This window comes from Sphingopyxis sp. (genome assembly GCF_016793825.1).
Classification (GTDB): Bacteria; Pseudomonadota; Alphaproteobacteria; order Sphingomonadales; family Sphingomonadaceae; genus Sphingopyxis.
In genome coordinates this window covers 524,249-545,926 of sequence record NZ_JAEULM010000044.1, presented here as the reverse complement: position 1 = coordinate 545,926, position 21,678 = coordinate 524,249, and the positions used below count along the sequence as shown (strand labels likewise).

Sequence of the window (21,678 nt, the reverse complement as noted above, 5' to 3'; positions counted from 1 at the left end):
CGATCACATCTTTACCGAGAAGCTGGCGTAAACGAAGCGTCCACGCGCGTCATAGGTGTAGATGTCATAGTTGATCGGGGCATTGGCGTAGGAAGCGGGCGGGGCCTTGTCGAACAGATTGTTGATGCCGAGGCTGAAGCGCGCCGCGTCGTCGTTGATGCTGAAGCCGAGTTCGAAGTCGGTATAAATGATCGAACGCGTCCGGGCGTTTTTCACCGTGTTCACGACGTCGGTGGTTGGGCCGATGTAACGGGCGCGCAGCGTCGCATCGACGGTATCGCCGGTCCAGCCGAGCGATGTCTGTCCCTTCCAGTGCGGATAGGTCGCGCGCGGCGTATCGCCCTTGCCGGCCCGTTCGTCGACGATCGGATCGCCGCCCGCGGGGTTTGGCGCGGTCGTCTTGAACGAGTGGAGGTAGGAGGCGTCGACCACCGCAGAGATGCGGCCGATACCGGTATTGAAGTCGTAGCGCAGCGTCGCGTCGACACCATCGGTGGTGATCGAGTTGAGATTCTGCGCGCCCTGCAGCAATTCCAGGATCGCGCCGGTGCCGGCGTCACGGCTGACAAGGTCGCAGAACACGCCGCCGCGCACGGCGCAAAGCTGCATGATCTGGGTCGGCGTCTGCGAAGCGATCGCGTTCTTGATCTTGATCTTGTAATAATCGACCGTCAGCGACAGCCCGCGGATCCCGCTCGGCGAGATGGCGACGCCGGCGCTGTAGGTGTCGGCTGTTTCGGGCTTGAGGCCTGCGTTGCCGCTGATAACGCCGGGGATCAGGCCGTTGAGATTGAAATTGGCCTGATTGTAGCCGGTCGGCACGCCGGCGCAGCCCGGCAGACCCTGATTTGCCGAAGCGCCGCCGTTGCATGGGTCGACGCCCTGGAAGCTCGTCTGGCGAGCTCCCTGATAGAGTTCGTTGATCGATGGCGCGCGGAAGCCCTGCGAATAGGTGCCGCGGAACAGGATGTCTTCGATCGGACGATAGCCGAGGCCCGCCTTCAACGTGACCTTGTTGCCGACGGTCGAATAGTCCGAATAGCGGCCCGCCAGGCTGAGTTCGAGGCTCTCGGCGAACGGCTGGTCGCGGAAGATCGGGACATTGAGTTCGGCATAGGCCTCGTGGAGATCATATTGGCCCACCGTCGGCGTGCGCGTCTGCCCGGTCGTCTTGGCATAAAGTGCCGGATTGAGATAGGTCGGCGGCGCGTTCACGATCGGATCGGGCGCATCGAAGCCGCGGTTCTGGCGATACTCATAGCCGACCGCGAGCGCGACCGGGCCCGCGGGCAGGTCGAACAGGTTGCCGGTGACGTTGAACGCAGCGTTGTAGAGTTCGGTACGGTTGTACTCGCGCGTGGTGAAGCGGATGTAGGCCGCCTGTGCCTCGGTCATCGGCGCGAAGAGGTTGATCGGCACGCAGCCAGCCGTCGCGGCGCAGGTCGCGGGTGACCCGAGTCCGAGAAACAGGTTGTCATAGTTGATCCCGTTCTCGGCAACGGTGTGGATGCTGTTCTTCGAATAGGATCCAAAGACGTCCCAGCGCCATTCGCCGCCGCCGATCATGAAGCTGCCGTCGACGCCGACCGAAAAGCGGAGCGTCTCGACATCCTGAATATTGTTGCGGTTGCCGACGTCGTCCATCACCGTGCGGATGCGCCACGCGCTGTTTGCGGCGAAGCCGAGCGCGTTCGCGACCGGCACGCCGTTCGCGGTTCCGAAGGGGTTGAACATCTGATTGTTCGGGATCGCAAAGCCGCGCACCGTTCCGGCCGTACCGCCGATGTCGAGCAGGACGGGCGAGAAGAGCTGGTTCGACTTGCGCCGGTTATAGACGCCCTCGACCTTGATCCGCGCATCGTCGGTCAGTTCATAATCGAAGCGGCCGTAGAAGCCGTAACGCTCCGACGGGCCCGCCGAGTAGATGCCCTGAGCCTGCGTGTTGTAGAAATCGCCTGGCAGCGCGCCGACGTGGAAGGCGTTGTCCGCGGTATTGCCGGTGCCGATCGTCGCGCCATTGTTGAGCACGATCGGGTTCGCCGAACTGGCGAAGCCAGCGGGCGTACCGAAATAGGCGTTGTTCGCAAGTCCCGGCAGGATGAACAGCCCGTTGGGATTGTTGCCGACCGCAGTCTGCGGGACGAGCGTCAGCGTCGTCAGGTCGCGCGCGTCGGTGCGGATCGGGCGAGACTTGAAATAGCTGCCCGACAGGATGACCGAGGCGCGATCCCAGGTCTTGCCGACGGTCAGCTTGCCGCCGAGTTCGGCACCATCGCCATGGCTGGTGATCCCGGCGCGTACCGATCCGCGTAGCCCGTCGAAGGGCTGGACGGTCTTGATGTTGACGACGCCGGCGATCGCGTCGGCGCCATAGATGGCAGAGGCGCCGTCCTTCAGGATCTCGATGCCGTCGATCATGCCCTGCGGCATCGTGTTGAGATCGACGAAGTCGCGGAAGCCGCGCTGGCCGACCCCGTCGACCCAGCGGTGCCCGTCGACGAGGACGAGGACGCGGTTTCCGCTGCCTTCGGCGCCGCCGAGGTAGCGCAGGTTGATCGAACTCGCTCCGTAGGAGGTGCCTTGGGTTCCGTTCGAGTTGAGGCTGACACCGGCGGACGGGAGCTTCTGGAGCAGGTCACCGATCGACGAGGTGCCCGACTTGGTTATGTCGTCCGAGGTGACCGTCAGAATCGGTCCGACCGAATCGGCATCCTTGCGTCCGATGCGCGAGCCCGTGACGATGATGTCGCCGCCGGTGTCGGCATCCGAGGCGGCCGTTTCTTCCGCATCCTGCGCCTGAACCAGAGAAGGCCATGCCAGCGCGGCAAGGCTGATGCCGGCCGCGGCGGCCAGTTTGGCGCCCTGCCGGCGCCGGACGAAACGAGCGGATTCGATGGTCATATTGCCCCCCAAATTGTGATTCGCTCACCGGCTTAGGGCGATGCGTGCCATCGAAAAACATTATGACAGTCGTGGATAGTCTCATAACGAAAGTGCATGATGTTGCCCGTCTTTCGGCGCAGTCTGTATGGAAGGGGCAAGAGGAAGGGGGGATTATGACATCAGCCTGCTTGCCCGCGCCGACCCGAAGACACCTGATCGGTGCTGGAATTTCGGTCGTTTTTCTGCCGGTTCTGGTTGGGGCCGGCAGCCGGCCTCTGCGGATCAGCCTGCTTGGCCAATCGCTGATCAAGACCGATCTGCGTGCGCTCGGCTGGGACGGGCTCAGCGGGTTTCAGCGTTTGCTGAAAGGGCGCGATGCGGTCTTCACCGACCTGGAAACGGTGATCGCGGGCCCGCTGGCCGGGAAGTCGACGCGGCCTTCGGACAGCGAGGTGCTGCACGTCGGCCATCCGGAGGTCATCGACTGCTTGCAGGCGATCGGGGTCAATATTGTCGCGACCTCGAACAATCATGCCTGGGATCTGGACAGCGGCGGTATCCTGTCGACGATCGACGCTCTCGAGACCCGCAAGCTCGCTTATGCCGGCACCGGCCGCGACCTCGCCGCCGCGAGCAGCCCCGGATTTCTACAGGCTCGCGAACGCATTGCGCTCGTCTCGGCGGCTGCGGGGGCGATCCGTGACGGAGCAGCAGCCACCGACACAAGGCCGGGGGTCAACGAACTGCGGCGCGGACCGGACGGCGCGCTTGTCGCGGTCGACGTCGAGCGCTATCTCGCCGCTATCCGCCTTGCAGCGGGCAGCGGGGCGACAGTCATTGCCTATCTGCACAGCCATTATTGGGAAGCGCGCAAGTCGGATACGCCGGCATGGCAACGCGACCTGGCGCGCCGCGCGATCGATGCCGGCGCCGCGACCTTTGTCGCGCACGGCGTTCCCGAACTGCAGGGCATTGAATATTATCGTGGCGCACCGCTCTTCCACGGTCTCTCGTCCTTCATCTTCCAGTCGGAAAAAGCCGATGGTGCCTATGGACCGGAGGCATGGCAGTCGGTGATTGCACAACTCGACGTCGTCGGCGGCCGCGTCACGAACACGTCTTTGATCCCGGTTCAGCTCGACGCCGGCGGGATCGAATATAAGGGGCGTCGTGTGAGAGGGAGTCCGCGGCTCGCAACCGGTTCCTCGGCGGACGAGGTTCTCGACCGTCTTGCCCGCCTCAATGCAGCGCTCGGTTCCTCCGTTCGATTCGGAGCGGACAGGCGGCGCCGTCGAGGCGCCACGTCGATCAGCATTTCTCCGAATTCACCGCAAAGCTGACAGGCCGCAAGCGGCCGAGCACCGTTACTCCGTCATGAGGTTTGCACTGAAAGGTCCGGCTGGCGGACGGCTCTGCCGTTTCGGTGAGCCTCAAGTGTTGACAATGAGAACTTTATTGCGAGTCGTTCGCAAACTGTTATGGCAGAGATCATGCGTTCTACTGCGCTCGCCTTCGCTGAACCGACGGTAGTCTGCCTCGACGGAAGAGCGGCGGCGGGCGTTGATCGTGTCGAAAGGCGAAGTCAAAAGATCGCAGGTTCGATCGTTGCTCTCGAAGACAGGCTGCCATCTCACTATCGTCCGGTGCTCTGGCCGGGGCGCCTGATTGCGACAGCGGTCTCGGTGGCGATCCTCCTCGGGATCGTCGCGATCGCGATCCACAGTTGGACTGGGCCGACGACATCCTACCCACCTGACGACACCATCGTTGTTACCTTGCTGCCCAATTCGGTCGATCGATCGACGGCGCGGCCCGACCGCGAGATGTCAGTCGTTGCAACGCCATTGCCGAAAACGGTCGAAATTTCGCTCCCAGCCGCCGAACCGCAGGCGCAGCGCCCGATCGAAGTCTCCGAACCGCTTCGGGTACAAGTGCTTCCTCCGGACAGCGCCGAGCCGGATCCGCTAGGCGCTGTGACACACAGCTATCAGCGCGCGGTCCTTGCCCGGATCAGTGCCCAGCGCCGTTACCCGCGCGGCGCCTTGCTCGCCGGCTTCGAAGGCAATGGCACCATCCGTTTCACGATCGAACGCATTGGCCGCCTGGCGGAGGTGTCGATCATCGCCAGCACGGGCAGCAAGGCTCTCGACCGCGCGACCCTCGATATGGTGCACCGCTCCGCGCCGTTCCCGCCGATCCCCCCGAGCTTCCGGATCAGCTCGAAGTGACGATGCCGATCCGGTTCCTGATCATGCCGCCGGTGTTCGAGCAATGACCGTTGATGCCCTTTCGCTGTTCGCGCAGCACCGCGCCGGCCTGCTGGCCAGCGTCGAGCGACGAGTGCGTCCGCCGATCGAGCCTGCCGATATCGTCCAGGAAACATGGGCGCAGGCCATGCCCGCGATCAAGGCAGGGCGTGTCGAGAATGTTCCGCGCTATCTCTTCGGTATTGCCCGAAACCTCGCTGCCGATGCCATGCGGCAGCAGTACCGATGGTCGAGCTGGCTCGTTCATGATGCTGACGCTGAGCGAATTGCTGACGACGCGCCTTCCGCCGAGGCGTATGTCGTGGGACGCGATGAGCTCGCGCGGCTTCATGCCGCGACCCAGACGCTTCCGCCACGCTGCCGCGAAGTCTTTGCGATGCGTCATGTCGAAATGCTCGAGAAAGCGGAGATTGCCGAGCGTCTGGGGATCGGGCAGAAGCAGATCGACAAGCAACTTGCGCACGCGCTGATGCTGTGCGCGCGCTTCCTCGCCGACGATCATCCCTGAGAATTTTTTTGCCGCTAGGCGTCAATTCCAATTCCACTCCGACTAAGGGAATGAGAGGGTGGAAGGATGCTCGCCCATCGGGGCGGAGCGACGAGGCGCGCGATGTCGAGTGAGGATGATCTTGTTGGCGGTATGGATGCTCAGGCAGCGGTTTGGGTGGTCAAGCACGACGGGCACGGGCTGAGCACGGCCGAACAGGCCGCATTCGATAGATGGATCGCTGATCCCGTCCACGAGGCCGCCTATCGGCGCCATCGTTCGGTCTGGCTCCGGTACCAGCAAACTGGTGCTCGGATGCCCGCGCTGCCAGCGCCCCACGCCCGGTGCCATCCCGCGAGCAATGGCCGACCTTGGCCGATCATGCGGCGCCGACGCACCGCGGTCGCGATCGCTGCAAGCCTCGCGGTGCTGGCGCTCACCCAAGTCGGGGCGTTTTCTATCTGGCTGCGCGCAGACTATGCGACAGGTGCCGGGGAAAGGCTGTTGGTTAATCTTTCCGATGGCTCGGTCGTGACGCTCGATGGTCGCTCGGCAATTGCATACGACGACAGCGGGCGGCGGCGGATACTTCGTCTTCTCGAAGGCTCAGCCTATTTCGACATAGCGCCTGATCAATCCCGACCTTTTACGGTCGAGACCGGCGTCGGTTCGGTAACCGCGCTCGGCACCGCGTTCGGGATACGCGAGCGGGACGATGCGGCTGAATTGGCGGTGACCGAGCATGATGTTCGCGTGCGGACCGAAGCGGGGCGCACAGCCGTCGTGAAGGAGGGAGAGGCCGCGAGCTTCGGTGCTGACCGCGTGAGCGTCCCGGCCCGCGCCGATGTCGCCGCGGCGACCGCCTGGAGGCAAGGGCGGCTCATCGTCGTGGATCGTCCGCTCGGCGAGGTCGTGGCTGAGATCGGGCGCCAGCGGCGAGGCTATTGGACGGTTCGTGGTGATGCCGCTGCTATCCGCGTTAGCGGCGTCTACGATCTCGATCATCCGCTTGAGGCTATCGACGCGCTCGAAAAGACATTGAATTTGAGATCATTGCGGCTCTCCGACCGGGTGATCGTCCTCAGTCGCTGATCGGCGCCGGGCGCTTCCGCGAAATTTTTTCGCGAGGGTAGGCGTCATATCGGACCTTCCTCCGACTTAGTTATTGAGAGTGCGTCGCAACAAGCGCGATTGCGCTCCCTTTATGCTTATGTCTGGGGGACCTGTTCATGCTTCAAGTTTCGGCTCGCGCGCTGCTTTCGGCGTCGCTTTTGGGAACCACGATCCTGGGGGCGGGCGGCCTTGCCGCACCGGTATTCGCCCAGTCGGCCGAGATCGAGCGGCCCTATGACATTCCGGCGGGTTCGCTGGCCGAAGCGCTGAACCGCTTTGCCGCACAGAGCGGCGTCCAGCTTTCTTATGAGGCCTCTCTTGCCGGCGACCTTCGCAGCGAAGCCGTGCGCGGCCGCATGACGCAATCGGAGGTGCTGTCGCGGCTATTGTCCGGGACGGGCCTTGTCGCGCGGAATGCCGGATCGAACCTCGTGACGATCGCGCCGGCTACCACGGGCACGATGACGCTTTCGCAGGTCGATGTGCGCGGTGCCGTCGCGGGAACGGACGGGCAGGTGAGCGCGGCAGAGCGCGAGGATCTGGAACGTCGCCAGCGGGCGGGTGAGGTGGACACGATCATCGTCACCGCACAGTTCCAGCAGTCGCTGATCGATCGCATTCCGATCGCGCCGATCGAATTACCGTTCACGCTGAATGTCACCGATCGCGAGCTGATGGACGAGCGCAACTTCGCGCGTCCGATCGACATTCTAACCACCTTGCCGAACATCACGATCGTGTCCGACCTTCAGAATGTCGGCTCGCCTGTGTTTCTGGCACGCGGCTTCGAGGCGCCGGTTCTCGTCGACAACCGCAAGGAGAATGCGTTCCGCGGTTCGGGCGCGCGCGACGACAGCTTCGTCGATCGATACGAAGTTCTGCGTGGACCGGCCTCGATCTCGCTCGGCCCGGTGTCGAGCGGCGGCATCATCAATACGGTTACCAAGCTTCCGGAAAGCGATCCCTTCGCGGCGTTCGAGCTGCGCGTCGATCATTTCGGCTCTATCGGGGCGGAATTCGACCTCAATGCCGGCTCGATACTCGGGACCGATGCCGTGCAGCTCCGGATCAGCGGGGCGGCGCGCGATTTCCAGTATGACGCCAAGGAAACCAAGCGCCAGACCATCGCGATCCGGCCCGTTCTCGTCTTCCAGCTGGGTGAGGCGACAGCGCTCAAGACGAGTGCCTCCTACGTCCGGCACAAGATCAATCCCAACAAGGGCTTCCCGCTCTTCTCGGATGGATCGATTCCCGACAATTTCGATACCAGCACCTTCACTGGGCTCGCGAACGGCGAGGGGATTGCCGAGGACGTCTATGTCGACGGCGAGTTCCGCCACGAATTTCTCGACAATCTGAAGCTGACGCTGCGCGGCAGCCATCAGTCGACCGACTTCGACTATCAGAACACCAGCGGCCTCTATAATTACAACTATGACGACGGTGGGCCGGGGATCGGCCTCAACAATCCGATCGTCTATTCCTACTCCTACGCAGGCGCGACCAAGACCCGCAGTACCTTCCTTGACGCCCAGCTTGCCTATGATTTCGAGATGGGCGGCCAGCGGCAGGACATCGTCGTCGGCGCGGCCTACAACAAGGACAGTTTCGAGCGGCAGTTCTCGCCGACGCCGATGATCGGGCCTTTCGATCTAGACGACATCGACACGCCGCGGCTCGGTCTCACCAATTTCGGGCCGCTGTCGCCGCAGATGGAATCCAACGGCAAGCTCTATTCGGTCTTCGCCGAAGCGGCGATCCGGCCGACCGAGTGGCTCACGCTGGTCGGCGGGGTGCGCTACGACGATCTCGACCAGTCCTTCATCACTTATCGCCGCGGCACCGCCTTTGCGTCGGGCCTCAAGGGAACCAAGACGACCTTCCGTTTCGGTTCGACCTTCAAATTGTCCGAAGGGTTCAATCTCTATGCGAGCTATGCGGAGGCCTTCACGCCGCAGGCCGGCACGCGGCGCGACAATTCGGTGGTCGGGCCGGAGTTGTCGAAGGGCTATGAGATCGGCGCCAAGGGCGATCTGTTCGGCAATCGTCTGAAGTTCGCGACTGCCTTCTTCCAGACCATGCGGCAGGGCGTTGCGGTCAGCGACCCGACGAACACGGTCGACGAGTTCTTCAGCGTGACGATCGGGAAGCTGCGTGCCCGCGGTCTCGAGTTCAGCGGCGACTGGTCTCCCGTCGCCGGCCTCAACATCAACCTCAACTATGGCCACACCGACATCGACATTCTCGAAGCCGGGCAGGACGAAGTCACGACGAACACCTTCCCGAAGGATACGGCCAGCAGCTTCATGACCTATACGGTCCAGGACGGCGTGCTCGCCGGGCTGAAGTTCGGCGGCGGCGCGCGCTATGTCGGCAAGCGCAACTCGAATGTGCCCGGCATTTCCTTCGCCGATTACACGGTTGCCGACCTCGTCGTCTCCTATCCGTTCAGCGAAAAGCTGACGGCCTCGCTCAACGTCCAGAATGTCACGGACAAGCTCTATCAGGAAAGCTCGGGCGCCTTCGTCGGGCGCCTGACCGGTTCGCACACCTTCGGTGCGCCGCGGACCTTCGTGTTCACGCTTCGCGGACGTTTCTAGATGGCCTAGGCAGGACGCATGACGATCGAGGCCTCTTCGGTGCCGTCGGCCAGGGATTGGTTCGACAAGGGCAATGAACTACGGCGCGCCGGCGATTTTGCCGGTGCGCTCGGAGCCTATCGTCAATCGATCCGGCTCAATCCCAGGAATGCGGCGCCCTGGATGGGCCTCGCGCAGCTACTCGAAGCGAACAGCCAGTTCGAGGATGCGCGCGAATGTCTTCGGCAGGCGGTGGTCGCCAGCCCCGATAATCTTGTCGCGCGGCTGCACTTGGCGAACGCGCACAAGAGCCTGGGCTATGTCGACGATGCGCTGAGCGAATATCGCACGGTGCTGGCGCAGGATCCGGGTTCGGCCGCGGCCCATTTCGGACTGGGGCAATTGTTCGAGGATATCGGCGAACCGGAATCCGCCGCACAATCCTATCGTGTGGCGCTAGAGAGCGATCCCGGCACGCATGAGGCGCTAGCCAATCTCTTGGGCCTTGGACGGCATGTCGATGTGTCCGCCGAAATTGAAAGGGCGACGACCGAGTTGAACGGTGACGATCAGCGGGCGCGGGCCTTGCTGGGCTATGGATTCGGCAAGGCGCTCGATCAGCGAAAGTCCTACGATGCCGCCTTTGCGGCCTATCAAGTCGCCAACGAGGCACGGCGCGTGCAGGCCGGGGCGTTCGATCGGGCCGCATTCGACCGCCGCGTCGATGCGATGATCGATATCTTCTCCGAAAGATTTTTCGAAGAGCGAAAGGGGTGGGGCGACCCTTCGGACCGTCCGGTGTTCATTGTCGGCCTGCCGCGTTCGGGGACGACGCTCACCGAGCAGATTATCGCCTCGCATCCGCAATGTTTTGGCGCGGGCGAACTAAGCGTCCTGACTGATCTCGCCACGGGCACGCCCGACCGTCGCGGGACGGACGACCCACCGTGGCCACACTGCGCGCCCTTGCTGACGCGCGAGCATTTCGATGCGGTGGGCCGCGACTATGGTGCCGAGGTTGGCAAACGGGCGCCCGGCACTGCGCTGCGGATCGTCGACAAGCAACCGCTGAACTTCTGGCACCTCGGGCTGGTCGCGGTGGCGCTTCCGCATGCGCGGATCATCCACTGCACACGCGATATCAGGGACTGCGGCTTTTCGATCTTCACCCAGAATTTCAACGCGCAGCAGAGCTGGTCGACCGACCTTGGCGATATTGCATATTACTGGCGCGGCTATCGGCGGCTGATGGAGCATTGGCGGCGGGTGAGCGGGCTTCAGATTCTGGACGTTTCCTATGAGGACACAGTCGCAGATCTGGAGGGACGGGCGCGGCAGCTTCTCGCCTTCGTCGAGCTACCATGGGACGAGCGCGTCCTGCAGTTTCACGAGAACGACCGCGCGGTGCAGACTCCCAGCCGCTGGCAGGTACGCCAGCCGATCTACCAGAGTTCGAAGGCGCGCTGGCGGCAGTATGAGCGCCACCTCGCTCCGTTGATCGAGGCCGCGGAGGCGGGGATTTGAGCGGCGAGACTACCCTTGCGCGATCCGGTCGGTTGGCGGTTGCCCTCATCGGCGGATACGCCTTCACCGCCGGTCTGGTCGCGATGATCGGTGCGGGCCTTCCGCATTGGGGGATGGAGCGCGTCGAAGCCGCAACGCTCGGCGCGATACTGGGTTTGCCGGCCTATCTCGTCATCATAATATGGGTCGCGTCGAGCGTGCGGCCATTGCGGACGGCACTGGTCATTGTCGTTGCAGCGCTCACGATGATCCTGCTCGCTCCGATGCTGGCGGGAGGGGCGTGAGTCGATGATCTCCGAGCGCTTCCGGCAGTCGATGGGCTGGCTCCACACCTGGCTCGGCATCGCCCTGTCGGCGGTGCTCTTCGCGGTCTTCTGGACCGGGACGCTGACCGTGTTCGACAAGGAAATCGACCAGTGGATGAAGCCCGAACTGCGGATCGCGTCGGCGGACAATGTCTCGCTCGACAGTCTGGTACTACAGCGCGTTGCGACGTTCGATACCGGTCCGGATTCGGTGATCTGGATCGGCCCGCCGCGAGACCGGCAGAGCGTCATTCGCCTTTTCTACGACGATGCAGCGGGGGAGTCGCATGAGGAACTGATCGATCCGCACAACGGTAAGCTAATCAAGCCGACCGATAGCGATGCGGGCGAATTCTTTTTCCGTTTCCACTTCATGCTGCACCTGCCGGACGGCATCGGCTATTATGTCGTTGGGCTCGCGGCGCTCGGCATGATGATCCTGATCATCTCGGGCATCTTCATCCACCGCAAGATCTTCCAGGAATTTTTCACCTTTCGACCAAAGAAGAGGGCGCGGCGGGCGGTCCTCGATTTCCATAATCTGACTGGGGTGATCGCGCTGCCCTTTCATTTCCTCATTCCGTTCAGCGGCCTGCTCATCCTCGCGACCACTTATCTGCCCTGGTCGATGGGGGTCCCCTATCAGGGCGATCTTAAGCAGCTCCGCACCGACCAGCTCGGCTATGAGGAGCGTAAGATCGAGCCGGCTGGCGTTCCGGGAGGAGCAATCGCCGCGATCGATCGGTACCGCGACCGCGCCGAGGCCATCTGGCGATCGGAGGAAGGGAGAGCGTCGAGTTCGGCCGAGTGGATCGCTATCTTCAACCCGAAAGACGCCAACGCCTATGTTATGATCGAGCGCTATTTCCCAGATCGGCGCGTCGCAATCGGCCCGGACCAGCTGACGTTCGATCTGCGGTCGGGCGATATCATCGGCCGTTTTGCGCCGCAGCCTGTCAACTATGTCAATAACTGGATCGAAGGACTGCACTGGATCCAGTTCGACCATTGGCCGCTCCGCTGGCTTTATTTCCTTGCGGGACTTTCGGGATGCGCCATGATCGGCTCGGGCCTGCTCTTCTGGATCGAGGCGCGCCTTTCGAAGGGGCGCATGGATCCGGCCAGTGTGCGGGTCGTGCGCGCGATCAGCATCGGCTCGATTACCGGTATCATTGTTGCAACATGCGCGTTCCTGATCGCAAACCGGCTGCTTCCAAAGGTTATCGGCTTCACAGATGTGCCGAGGCATGAGATCGAGATCGGAATATTCTTTGGCACTTGGTTCATGACCTTCGCGCATGCCGCACTGAGGCGCAAAAAGGCCTGGCGGGACCAGAGTATCTTCATCGCAGTCGGTGCGGGCGCTGCGGTTCTGCTCAACTGGCTGACGACGGGCATGCATCCGGTCGCGGCCATCGACGGCGCAATCTGGCCCGTTGCCGCGATGGACGCGCTGCTACTTGGAGGAGCGGCTTTCGCAGTCCTTGCCGCCCGGCGATTAGGCCGGAGCGGGCAGGGTGCCGTCACAGATCCGGCTCGCCCGCGAGAGGAGTCGGACATTGCCGCCGGGCAAGCTGTATGAGCGAATGGCTCCTGCTCGTTGCCGCGGCGTTTCTTGCATTTCTCGGTTGTGCATCGCTTGCCCTCAGTTTGCCGCGCAACTGGCTCGCGGTCGTCGGCGAGCCGCTCGGCGCGACCGATATGGCCATAACGCGGCGCGCTGGATGGTTGGCGCTGTTCGCGGCCCTGCTGCCGTGCGCGATCCGTGATGGTCCAGGTTTCGCCGCGCTGGCCTGGCCGCTCCTCTTCGCCCTGTCCGCTTTCCTCGTCGCGATGAGCCTCAGCTATCGGGCCGTTCTCCTTCGCCCGATAACCGGCTTCTATCGACGACTTGCGCGATTTCTCAGGGCGTGCTCACCCAGATAGATCGACACGGACGCAGGCGCGTGACGACGCATATCGAGATCGTCCGCTGGCCGGTCGCAGCCAATATCGTTCATGGCCGCTTTCGACGCGCGAAGTGCTGAGAACGGCCGTACTGCTTTCGGCCATTGACGCTATCGTAGAGCATCTCGTTTACACCGAGAGGGTGGCTAACGGCAGATTTGGCTATTCATCATTCGCACCTCTGCTTGCGAAACGATCTCGATCTCTTTGGCGCACCCGGACTCTCCAACAAAGGAGTGTGACCAGGTGCTATTGAGTGAAGCAACTATTCGACAAGCCGAACCCTGCCTGAAGCTCTATAAAATATCTTACGGCGGCGGGCTCTACCTCTCGATCCAGCCCGGCGGATCCAAGTTGTAGCGGTTCCAATATCGACATGAAGGCAATGAAAATACATCATCGTTTGGCTCTGATCCCCGCGTGTCGATAGCGGACGCGCGAGGAAAGGCGGCGCGCACGGTACCTGTTACAAGGATCCGCGGGTCGAACTAAGCCACCAGGCGGTGAGGCGGGCGTTCGAGGTAGTGATGTTGGTTTGGCGCGAGAACCCGAAACATACGCTCAGTCCGGCGCACGCCGCACGCTTGATCGCGTGCCTGACATGCCCTTACTGGGCGGCAGCCCTATTCGCAGCATCACGCCGCGCGATGTGCTTGCAGCTTTGTGCACGATCGAAACTCGCGGCGCCTTGGAGAACCGCCGGCGTGGCAACGATGCGGTTTTCCTGACGCCGATTGTCGCGGAGACGTTCGACGGGCTGCTCAATGACATCGACGGCGGTCATATCCGGCCGGACCATGTCTTTGCGGCGCTCGACGGCGCGCGGGGCGGCCCGATTGCCGAAGGCAGCGTCGGCGGCGGTACCGGCATGATGACGTTCGAATATAAGGCGGGCACGGGCACCGCTTCGCGCGTGCTGCCCGCCGAACAAGGGGGCTATACCGTCGGCGTGCTGGTTCAGAGCAATTTCGGCACCCGACATTCGTTGCGGATTGGAGGGATCAAGGTCGGCGAGCGCCTGCAGGACGAAATGCCCCGCCCACTCGACCCCGATCTGATCCCGCCGGAACATGCCGGCCTGTACGCACGTTGGCTCGGCACCTACAATGATACGCTACAACAGGCGCCGAACGAAGCTGGGGACGGGTCGATCATCGTCATCGTGGTGACCGACGCCCCCCTCTTGCCACACCAGCTCAAACGTATTGCCAAGCGCCCGGCGCTCGGCATCGGTCATCTTGGCGGTGTGGGCGCGTCCTTGTCGGGCGATATTTTCCTGGCGTTGTCGACGGCAAATGGCAATGTGAGCGAGGTGGGCGCTCCTCAAGCCATCGATCATTTTCCGAATCTCAACCTGACGCCGATGTTCGAAGCCGTGATCGACGCCACCGAGGAAGCCATCGTTAACGCCATGGTCGCCGCCGAGGCGATGGAAGGCGCCAATCGTTTCTACGTACCGGCGCTGCCGATCGAGCGCGTTCGCGCTATCCTCGCCGAACACGGATATCGTCAATAGGGTCAAGACTCATGGATCGCAGCCAGCAGACGATGGTTGCGGCGAGAATGATGGTGAAAACGGTGCCGTGAGGCAAGCGAACCCGCGGTCCGCCCGCGAAAGCCGCTATCGGTTTTTGAATTCGCGGAGGTCGGGGAGATGCCATCGTGCGCAATCCGCGCGGCCAGAGATCATGCATTTCCGGTAAGTGGAGAAGCAATCGGCCAGTTCTTGGCCTTGTCTTGCCCTGAACGACGATCCCGTTTTCCGCCTTGTCAGAGGCCATCGACGATCGACGCTATTGCGCGCAACCGCTCGGAATTGCGGCGATAGAAGGTCCACTGCTTGATTTTCTTGGCCGTCACCAAGTCGCTGCCTTGCAGCACCCGCATATGCTCACTCAGTGTCGATGCGTTGATGCCCAGCTTTTCCGCGATCAGTTGACCGCAGACGCCATCCTCAACGAGATCGCCGTCCCGCTGCGGCGGAAAGTGCGCCGTAGGCTCCTTGAGCCAGGTCAGGATTTGCAGTCGGCGATCATTGCCCAGTGCGCGGAACAGTTCGGCGTCAGTCATATCGTTAGTTTGCCAATCAACGAAATATATGTCAATCACGGGGGAATCGGAGGCGAAGAATGATGACATATCCATTCACCACAGTTGATGTGTTTACCGACGAGCGCTTTGGCGGAAATCCGCTAGCCGTCGTCATGGGCGGCGAAAATCTGGACACCGCGACGATGCAGGCCGTCGCATCGGAATTCAATCTGAGTGAAACCACGTTCGTGCTGCCACCAGCCAATCCAGCGAACACCGCGCGTATCCGCATTTTCAACTGCACTGCCGAGATGGCTTTTGCAGGTCATCCGATGGTGGGGACAGCTTTCGCACTTGCCAGTCAACAGCCCGAACTGAGCCATGCGAAATTCGAAATACCGGCGGGCATCATCGACGTAAGGATCGACCGGCAAAGCGATGGACAGCTGACGTCGGTCACGATCGCGGCTCCCCAGCCGCTCAAGATTGGTGATACATTTGAGCCCGAACTGATCGGCCGCCTATTGAGTCTGAAACCGCAAGATGTGATGATGGCAAGCCATCCGCCGATCTTCGTTTCAAGCGGCACTCCATATGCCATAGCCGAACTCTCACATGATGCCCTGCGGCGCTGCATGCCCAACCTTGAGGCCTTTCGCGCTGCCGCGGCGGCTCATCCCGAGATGGCAGGGTGTTTCCCGGTTCATGTCTATTCAAGAGAGGGGCGAACGTTAAGCGCACGCATGTTCGCACCACTGGCGGGGACATGGGAAGACCCGGCAACCGGTAGCGCAAATGTGCCCCTTGCCTGTTTTCTTCTTTCACTGGAGCCGGAAACCGAGAGGGCCAATTTCGCTATTCATCAGGGTGTCGAAATGGGGCGGCCAAGCCAATTGCGCGTTGAGGCCTATCGCACCGCAGATGGAATAATGGCGACTTTGAGCGGGTCATGTGTTCCTGTCTTGCAAGGTCATATCAGCCTGTAAGAAGACCCGTTGATGACAGTATGAGCAGAGGTCGCGCATTCCACGCCTGATTTCAGGGACTGTTCCGGCCGGCATTATTAAGGCCTTTCGGGAGCGCTGATGGAAGATAACCGATGGAAACGAAGAGCAATCCATTTTTCTGAAGAATGATTCAAATCCTGTCTCCGCCGCACCCTGAGGAAACCTGTTCTTCCGCCGTCGCGGCTATCATATAGGATCGGGGCCTGCTGTCCGGTCGGCATTGCGAACAAGGGGAATGACGATGCCTGCCCGCGACCTGCTCTCGTTGCTCGGCATTCGTTTGCCGATCATCCAGGCGCCAATGGCAGGGGTGTCGTCGCCCGCCATGGCGGCGGCGGCGAGCGAAGCGGGGGCGTTGGGATCGATCGGCGTCGGCGCTACGGATGCGACTGGCGCCCGTGGCATGATTGCCGACGTGCGGGCGCGGACGAGCGCACCGTTCAACGTCAATCTTTTTTGCCACCGCCCGGCCGTCGCCGACGAGGTAGTCGAACGCCGCTGGATCGAAACCTTTCGTCCGCTGTTTGTCGAATTCGGCGCGTTGCCTCCCGAGTCGCTGCGCGAAATCTACCATAGCTTTGTGACCGATGACGCCATGTTGCGGATGCTGATCGACGCGCGGCCGGCGGTTGTCAGTTTCCATTTCGGCCTGCCGGATGCCGATGCGATCAGCGCCCTGCGCGCGGCCGGAATTGTCCTCCTCGCTTCGGCGACCAGCCTCGCAGAAGCCGAGCGGATCGTCGCCGCAGGGATCGATGCGATCGTCGCGCAGGGATGGGAGGCGGGAGGGCACCGCGGGATATTCGATCCCGATGGCCCCGACGATCGGCTTGGTACGCTGGAACTGACGCGCCGCCTTGTCGGCGCGATCGATCTGCCCATTATCGCCGCGGGCGGGCTCATGGATGGCGCAGCGATCGTCGCGGCGCTGAAGAGCGGTGCATCGGCGGCCCAACTTGGAACGGCGTTTGTCGTGAGCGATGAAAGCCTCGCCGACGCGGGTTATCGTACCGCACTCGCCAGCGACGCAGCGCGGATTACCTCGATGGTCCGCGCGGTGTCGGGCCGGCCGGCACGCATCCTCGGCAACCGCTTTGCGGCGCTCGATGCCGAAACCCCGTCGGGCGACATTCCCGCCTATCCGATCGCCTATGACCTGGGGAAATCGCTGCATGCGGCAGCTAAGGCGCGTGGCGATTATGGGTTCGGAGCGCAATGGGCAGGGCAGGGTGCGCCGATGGCGCGTGCGATGTCCACTGCCGATCTGGTCGCTGTACTCGCGGCGGAGATAGCGCAGGCGATGGCAGCGGAGAATGGTCTTGGGTGATCTGGACACGGCCTTTACCGCGCTTGGCCCGCCGAGGACGCGCCCGCTGTTCGTGATGGAGATCGGGGTCGATCGGACGCACTTGATCGGCGGCCCTGCGGGCATCGACCGGCGGGTCGGCGATATTGGTGCTGGGCACTTCAGGGGCGAGCGTCTGTCGGGCGAGGTGTTTTCAGGCGGGACCGACTGGCAGATATTGCGCGCGGATGGCGCTCTTTTGCTTGACGCGCGGGTCGTGCTGCGCACCGACGACGACGCGGTGATCGCAATGGATTATACCGGCATCCGCGTCGGCCCGCCAACGGTCATGGCGCGGCTCGCACGCGGCGAGCCTGTCGAACCGTCCGACTATTATTTTCGTACGTCGCCTCGTTTCGCAACCGTCGATCCCCGTTACGAATGGCTCAACCGGATTGTCGCGGTCGGTATCGGCCACCGGCGGCCTGCGGGCCCGATCTATAGCATCTTCGAAATCCTGTAATCGGCGGCGTGGTCTGGCGTGCTGGGCTCGCCGCTATCCAAGGGTAAAGGCAAAGAACAGTGCGACCCCAAAGCTGGTCAACGTCGCCAGCGCCACCGGAATCGCCGCACGCCAGCCCATTTCGAGCAGCAGGTCGAGCCGTGTGCGCATCGCCGTTGCGGTGACCGCGAGCAGCAGCAACGCCTTCGATCCCGTCAGCGCCCAGTCGCGCGCCGTATCGGGAACGGAAATGACGCTATTCAGCGTCACGACAGCCAGAAAGGCCAGAATGAACCAAGGAAGGGCAAGGCGGCGCCAAAAGTGCGTGTCGCCGCTCCTCTCGGGCTTGAGCAACAGGCTGACGAGCGCGACCACAGGCGCAAGCAGTGCGACGCGCGCGAGCTTGACGATGGTCGCACTTGCGCCGGCTGCGTCGGAAAAGGCGTAACCCCCGCCGATCGCCTGCGCGACGTCGTGGATCGACGCGCCGATCAGGAAACCGGCCTGTTTGTCACTGAGCCCAAATTGGCCGGCGAGCAGGGGATAGATCGTCATCGCGAGCGCGCTTGCGAGCGAGATGCCGACCAGTGTCAGCGCGAATTGCGCCTGCGACAGCCGCTGTTTGCCGATCACGCCATAGAGAGCGAGCGCTGCGCTCGCGCCGCAGATCGCCGTCGCTCCGCCTGCAAGTAGCCCGGCGTACGAAGACTGACCCGCAATCCGCGCGCCGAGGAGCCCCGCGCCCATCGTCAGCGCCATCACGACCAGCAGCGCGCCGAACGGAACCGGCCCCAGCACGGCGATCTGTGCGAACGTCACCTGCAGCCCCAGTACGACGATGCCGATGCGCAGGAAGGTTCGCGACGCGAAATCGAGGCCGCGATGCGTCGCCTCGTTGGTCGAGATGAAATTGAGCGACAAGCCGACAAGCAAGCCAAGCAGGATGATCGGAAAGCCATAATGGTCGGACAGCCATGCTGCGGCAGCGGATCCTGCCGCGCAGGCGGCAAGCCCGGGAAAGAGGCTACCCTTCGGCGCCGCTCCGGCCTTGACCTGTGCCAGATGCAGTTCGCCGAACAGGTCGCCGCCGCTTGGCAGATTGTTCCAATGCGCGTGGCGCATCGATGTTTCGGCATTTCTGTCTAACGCTGTCATATCAATGTGCCATAATCCGGAGCAGGGGAAGCGCGCAAGGCTTCTCTTGCGGAATGGCTGTCGGCGCGCCTAAGCAAGCCAACGATGGCCAGCAGGGGAACGGAGCCGTGAAGTCGATTGCTCTTGCCGGGGCGGAGCGCAATTGCGCATGACCCGGGCGACGATCAAGGATGTCTCGCGCGTCGCCGGCGTGTCGATCAAGACCGTGTCGCGCGTTCTCAACAAGGAACGCTATGTCAGCGACGACATGCGGCAAAAGGTCGAGGAAGCAGTCGCGCGCCTCAATTACCACCCCAGTCTCGCCGCGCGCACGCTCGCCGGCAAACGCTCATTCCAGATTGGGCTGATCCACGACAATCCCAGCCCCTATTATATCTTCAACATGCAGGCCGGGGTCGGGCAACGCTGCCGCGAGGCGAATTTTCGCATGATCATCCAGCCGTGCGACGTGAACTCGCCGGGGTTGATCGACGACATCGGTGCGCTGATCGATCAGGCGCAGCTCGATGGCATCATCATGACCCCGCCGGTGACCGACGTCGGCACCGCGCTCGCCGAACTGTTCCGCCGCAAGATCCCGGTCGTGCGCGTCCAGCCGGGGACCGATTTGACAGCGACGTCAGCGGTTTACATCGACAACGTCCAGGCGGCAGACGACATGACCGCCTATCTGATCTCGCTCGGCCACCGCCGCATCGGGCTGGTCACCGGGCACGCCAATTATTTCGCAAGCGGGCAGCGATTGACGGGCTATCGTCAGGCGTTGCAGCGCGCGGGGATCGGATTCGATGCGACGCTTGTGTTTCCGGGCCAGTTCGATTTTCAGTCGGGCGCGGCCGCGGCGGACGCGCTGCTGGCGCTGGACGATCCGCCGACCGCGATCTTCGCGAGCAGCGACGAAATGGCGGCGGGCGTCCTCGCCGCGGCGCACCGCATGGGCATTCGGGTTCCGGATCGTCTGTCGGTCGCGGGCTTTGACGACACCGATCTCGCGCAGGTCGTCTGGCCATCGCTGACGACGATCCGCCAACCGATCCGCGACCTAGGCTATGCCGCGGCGGACCTGCTGCTTGAATTCGGCGAGACGATCGAGCGGCGGCAACTGCCGCACGAACTGATCGTGCGCGGCTCGACAGCGCCGCCGCAGGCATAACTCCTTTTTTGCCCGAGCGACAAGAAAAAGGGCTGTCTTTTCGCGTATGACAGCGTTATCTTATTTCAAGGACAGAGATAGAGACTCGGGGGAGAGCAACGTGACGACGCACGCCGATCGGCGCCGCTGGCTGGTGGTGGGGCTCGTCTTCGTTGCCATCGTTCTCAATTATGTCGATCGCCAGATTCTCGCGCTCCTCAAGCCCACGTTGCAGGTGGAGTTCGACTGGTCCGACCGCGATTACAGTCACATGGCCTCGGCCTTCCAGTTCGCCGCGGCGCTCGCCTTTCTCGGTACCGGCTGGTTCATCGACAAGGTAGGCCTGCGCTGGGGTTTCGCTATCGGGGTAGGGATCTGGAGCCTGGCCGGGATGGCTCACGCCTTCGCATCGACCGTGGCAGGCTTCGTGACATCGCGCGCCGTGCTCGGCGCCGCCGAATCGATCGGCACCCCCGCTGCGGTCAAGACGGCCGCGACCTATTTCAACGCGAAGGAGCGAAGCTTCGTTCTTGGCCTTGGGGGGATCGCGCCCAATGTCGGCGCGATCCTCACGCCCTTGCTCATTCCCTTGATGGCGATGATGTGGGGTTGGCAGGCGACCTTTCTGATCGCCGGGGGGCTCGGCCTCGTCTGGGTCGTCGTCTGGCTTGCTGTCCGCATTCCTGAGCAACCTAACGCCGCGGCGGATGCGGCTGCACCGAAGATCGCGTGGAGCAGCCTCTTGCGCGATCGCCGGCAATGGGCCGTCATACTTGGCAAGGCGCTCACCGATCAGGTCTGGTGGTTCCTGCTTTTCTTCATGCCCGATCTGTTCCACCGCGTCTTTGGTCTGACGCAGGGGACGTTGGGGTTGCCTGTCGCCTTTGTCTATTTCATGGCGGCACTGGGCGGAATTACCGGTGGCGTCCTGCCGTCCTGGCTGATGGCGCGCGGGTGGACTGTGAATGCCGCGCGCAAGACGACGATGCTCCTCTATGCGCTGCTGATCCTCCCCGTGCCGTCGCTGGTCGGTGTGGACAGCGCATGGATCGCCGCGATGATCCTGGGGCTGGCGCTGTTCGCGCACCAGGGATTTTCGACCAATCTCTTCGGCCTTACGACCGACGTTTTCCCGGCGCGCATCGTGGGATCGGCAATCGGCATCGGCGCTTTCGCGGGCAATCTGTCGGGCATGGCGATGATCGAGTTCGCGGGCTGGTCGCTCGACACAGGCAGGGGCTATCTGCCGATGATGCTCATCTGCGCCTTCACCTACCTCGTAGCGCTCGCGGTAATTCATCTCATCCTGCCCCGGATCGTCGCGATCGACGAGGATGGCATCGACGATACCCCGATTTTCGCCCACTGACGGGATCATATAAGAAACCCGCTTCACTCGACCTCTCTTATGGAGTATATGACAGCGATGTCAGATTATCTTCCCGCCACCACCCCTTTGAC

At 62.7% G+C, this 21,678-nt stretch carries 18 protein-coding genes; 15 read left to right on the top strand and 3 right to left on the bottom strand.

Annotation, left to right across the window (positions count from 1 at the left end; translation table 11 throughout):
- Positions 1–3: 3 nt before the first annotated feature.
- A complete protein-coding gene (locus tag JNM03_RS15495; RefSeq protein ID WP_294037905.1) occupies positions 4–2,901 on the bottom strand; it encodes a TonB-dependent receptor in 2,898 nt (965 codons plus the stop codon).
- A gap of 155 nt (positions 2,902–3,056) precedes the next feature.
- Here JNM03_RS15495 and JNM03_RS15490 point away from each other — a divergent pair, with 155 nt between their 5' ends.
- The 10 genes from JNM03_RS15490 (at position 3,057) to JNM03_RS15445 (ending at position 14,621) form a co-directional block, all read left to right on the top strand.
- The gene (locus tag JNM03_RS15490; RefSeq protein WP_294037903.1) at positions 3,057–4,223 is read left to right on the top strand and encodes a CapA family protein; all 1,167 of its coding nucleotides are present in this window, start codon (positions 3,057–3,059) and stop codon (positions 4,221–4,223) included.
- A gap of 150 nt (positions 4,224–4,373) precedes the next feature.
- Entirely contained in the window at positions 4,374–5,111 is a 738-nt protein-coding gene (locus JNM03_RS15485) for an energy transducer TonB (protein WP_294037901.1), read from the top strand.
- Between the two features lie 43 nt (positions 5,112–5,154).
- Positions 5,155–5,658, top strand: coding sequence for a sigma-70 family RNA polymerase sigma factor (locus JNM03_RS15480; protein ID WP_294037899.1), 504 nt, complete (start codon positions 5,155–5,157; stop codon positions 5,656–5,658).
- Positions 5,659–5,724: 66 nt separating this feature from the next.
- Positions 5,725–6,729 (top strand): FecR domain-containing protein, encoded by a 1,005-nt coding sequence (locus JNM03_RS15475; RefSeq protein ID WP_367235953.1) that lies wholly within the window; start codon positions 5,725–5,727, stop codon positions 6,727–6,729.
- 137 nt (positions 6,730–6,866) lie between these two features.
- A complete protein-coding gene (locus JNM03_RS15470) occupies positions 6,867–9,350 on the top strand; it encodes a TonB-dependent receptor (protein ID WP_294037896.1) in 2,484 nt (827 codons plus the stop codon).
- 18 nt (positions 9,351–9,368) lie between these two features.
- Complete coding sequence (locus JNM03_RS15465; protein WP_294037895.1) at positions 9,369–10,853, top strand: tetratricopeptide repeat-containing sulfotransferase family protein; 1,485 nt, start codon at positions 9,369–9,371, stop codon at positions 10,851–10,853.
- A 32-nt stretch (positions 10,854–10,885) separates the two neighbouring features.
- Entirely contained in the window at positions 10,886–11,137 is a 252-nt protein-coding gene (locus JNM03_RS15460; protein ID WP_294037894.1) for a hypothetical protein, read from the top strand.
- Positions 11,138–11,141: 4 nt separating this feature from the next.
- On the top strand, positions 11,142–12,740 hold the full coding sequence (locus JNM03_RS15455) for a PepSY domain-containing protein (protein ID WP_294037892.1): 1,599 nt from the start codon (positions 11,142–11,144) through the stop codon (positions 12,738–12,740).
- Positions 12,737–13,084: a DUF3325 family protein gene (locus tag JNM03_RS15450; protein ID WP_294037891.1), complete on the top strand. Its 348-nt coding sequence runs from the start codon at positions 12,737–12,739 to the stop codon at positions 13,082–13,084. Before JNM03_RS15455 ends, JNM03_RS15450 begins: the two co-directional genes overlap by 4 nt.
- Positions 13,085–13,793: 709 nt before the next feature.
- Complete coding sequence (locus JNM03_RS15445) at positions 13,794–14,621, top strand: P1 family peptidase (protein ID WP_294037889.1); 828 nt, start codon at positions 13,794–13,796, stop codon at positions 14,619–14,621.
- A gap of 254 nt (positions 14,622–14,875) precedes the next feature.
- Here JNM03_RS15445 and JNM03_RS15440 read toward each other — a convergent pair whose 3' ends face one another.
- Positions 14,876–15,175 (bottom strand): helix-turn-helix transcriptional regulator, encoded by a 300-nt coding sequence (locus JNM03_RS15440; RefSeq protein ID WP_294037887.1) that lies wholly within the window; start codon positions 15,173–15,175, stop codon positions 14,876–14,878.
- Positions 15,176–15,234: 59 nt separating this feature from the next.
- Here JNM03_RS15440 and JNM03_RS15435 point away from each other — a divergent pair, with 59 nt between their 5' ends.
- The 3 genes from JNM03_RS15435 (at position 15,235) to JNM03_RS15425 (ending at position 17,951) form a co-directional block, all read left to right on the top strand.
- The gene (locus JNM03_RS15435) at positions 15,235–16,122 is read left to right on the top strand and encodes a PhzF family phenazine biosynthesis protein (protein WP_294037885.1); all 888 of its coding nucleotides are present in this window, start codon (positions 15,235–15,237) and stop codon (positions 16,120–16,122) included.
- Positions 16,123–16,384: 262 nt separating this feature from the next.
- The gene (locus JNM03_RS15430) at positions 16,385–17,470 is read left to right on the top strand and encodes a nitronate monooxygenase family protein (RefSeq protein ID WP_294037988.1); all 1,086 of its coding nucleotides are present in this window, start codon (positions 16,385–16,387) and stop codon (positions 17,468–17,470) included.
- The gene (locus JNM03_RS15425) at positions 17,463–17,951 is read left to right on the top strand and encodes a DUF3237 domain-containing protein (RefSeq protein ID WP_294037884.1); all 489 of its coding nucleotides are present in this window, start codon (positions 17,463–17,465) and stop codon (positions 17,949–17,951) included. The genes JNM03_RS15430 and JNM03_RS15425 overlap by 8 nt, the downstream gene beginning before the upstream one ends.
- A gap of 33 nt (positions 17,952–17,984) precedes the next feature.
- Here the strand turns inward: JNM03_RS15425 and JNM03_RS15420 are convergent, their stop codons facing one another.
- The gene (locus JNM03_RS15420; protein ID WP_294037883.1) at positions 17,985–19,085 is read right to left on the bottom strand and encodes a putative sulfate exporter family transporter; all 1,101 of its coding nucleotides are present in this window, start codon (positions 19,083–19,085) and stop codon (positions 17,985–17,987) included.
- Positions 19,086–19,233: 148 nt separating this feature from the next.
- Here JNM03_RS15420 and JNM03_RS15415 point away from each other — a divergent pair, with 148 nt between their 5' ends.
- The gene (locus JNM03_RS15415) at positions 19,234–20,238 is read left to right on the top strand and encodes a LacI family DNA-binding transcriptional regulator (protein ID WP_294037882.1); all 1,005 of its coding nucleotides are present in this window, start codon (positions 19,234–19,236) and stop codon (positions 20,236–20,238) included.
- Positions 20,239–20,338: 100 nt separating this feature from the next.
- Positions 20,339–21,586, top strand: coding sequence for an MFS transporter (locus JNM03_RS15410; protein WP_294037880.1), 1,248 nt, complete (start codon positions 20,339–20,341; stop codon positions 21,584–21,586).
- Positions 21,587–21,678: the final 92 nt, after the last annotated feature.

Bases quoted from the DNA above. Each gene is read 5' to 3' on its own strand.
- JNM03_RS15480 (WP_294037899.1), top strand. From the start codon at position 5,155: ATGACCGTTGATGCCCTTTCGCTGTTCGCGCAGCACCGCGCCGGCCTG.
- JNM03_RS15475 (WP_367235953.1), top strand. From the start codon at position 5,725: ATGCTCGCCCATCGGGGCGGAGCGACGAGGCGCGCGATGTCGAGTGAG.
- JNM03_RS15495 (WP_294037905.1), bottom strand. From the start codon at position 2,901: ATGACCATCGAATCCGCTCGTTTCGTCCGGCGCCGGCAGGGCGCCAAA.
- JNM03_RS15450 (WP_294037891.1), top strand. From the start codon at position 12,737: ATGAGCGAATGGCTCCTGCTCGTTGCCGCGGCGTTTCTTGCATTTCTC.
- JNM03_RS15470 (WP_294037896.1), top strand. From the start codon at position 6,867: ATGCTTCAAGTTTCGGCTCGCGCGCTGCTTTCGGCGTCGCTTTTGGGA.
- JNM03_RS15430 (WP_294037988.1), top strand. From the start codon at position 16,385: ATGCCTGCCCGCGACCTGCTCTCGTTGCTCGGCATTCGTTTGCCGATC.
- JNM03_RS15465 (WP_294037895.1), top strand. From the start codon at position 9,369: ATGACGATCGAGGCCTCTTCGGTGCCGTCGGCCAGGGATTGGTTCGAC.
- JNM03_RS15485 (WP_294037901.1), top strand. From the start codon at position 4,374: ATGCGTTCTACTGCGCTCGCCTTCGCTGAACCGACGGTAGTCTGCCTC.
- JNM03_RS15420 (WP_294037883.1), bottom strand. From the start codon at position 19,085: ATGACAGCGTTAGACAGAAATGCCGAAACATCGATGCGCCACGCGCAT.
- JNM03_RS15490 (WP_294037903.1), top strand. From the start codon at position 3,057: ATGACATCAGCCTGCTTGCCCGCGCCGACCCGAAGACACCTGATCGGT.
- JNM03_RS15455 (WP_294037892.1), top strand. From the start codon at position 11,142: ATGATCTCCGAGCGCTTCCGGCAGTCGATGGGCTGGCTCCACACCTGG.
- JNM03_RS15435 (WP_294037885.1), top strand. From the start codon at position 15,235: ATGATGACATATCCATTCACCACAGTTGATGTGTTTACCGACGAGCGC.
- JNM03_RS15440 (WP_294037887.1), bottom strand. From the start codon at position 15,175: ATGACTGACGCCGAACTGTTCCGCGCACTGGGCAATGATCGCCGACTG.
- JNM03_RS15415 (WP_294037882.1), top strand. From the start codon at position 19,234: ATGACCCGGGCGACGATCAAGGATGTCTCGCGCGTCGCCGGCGTGTCG.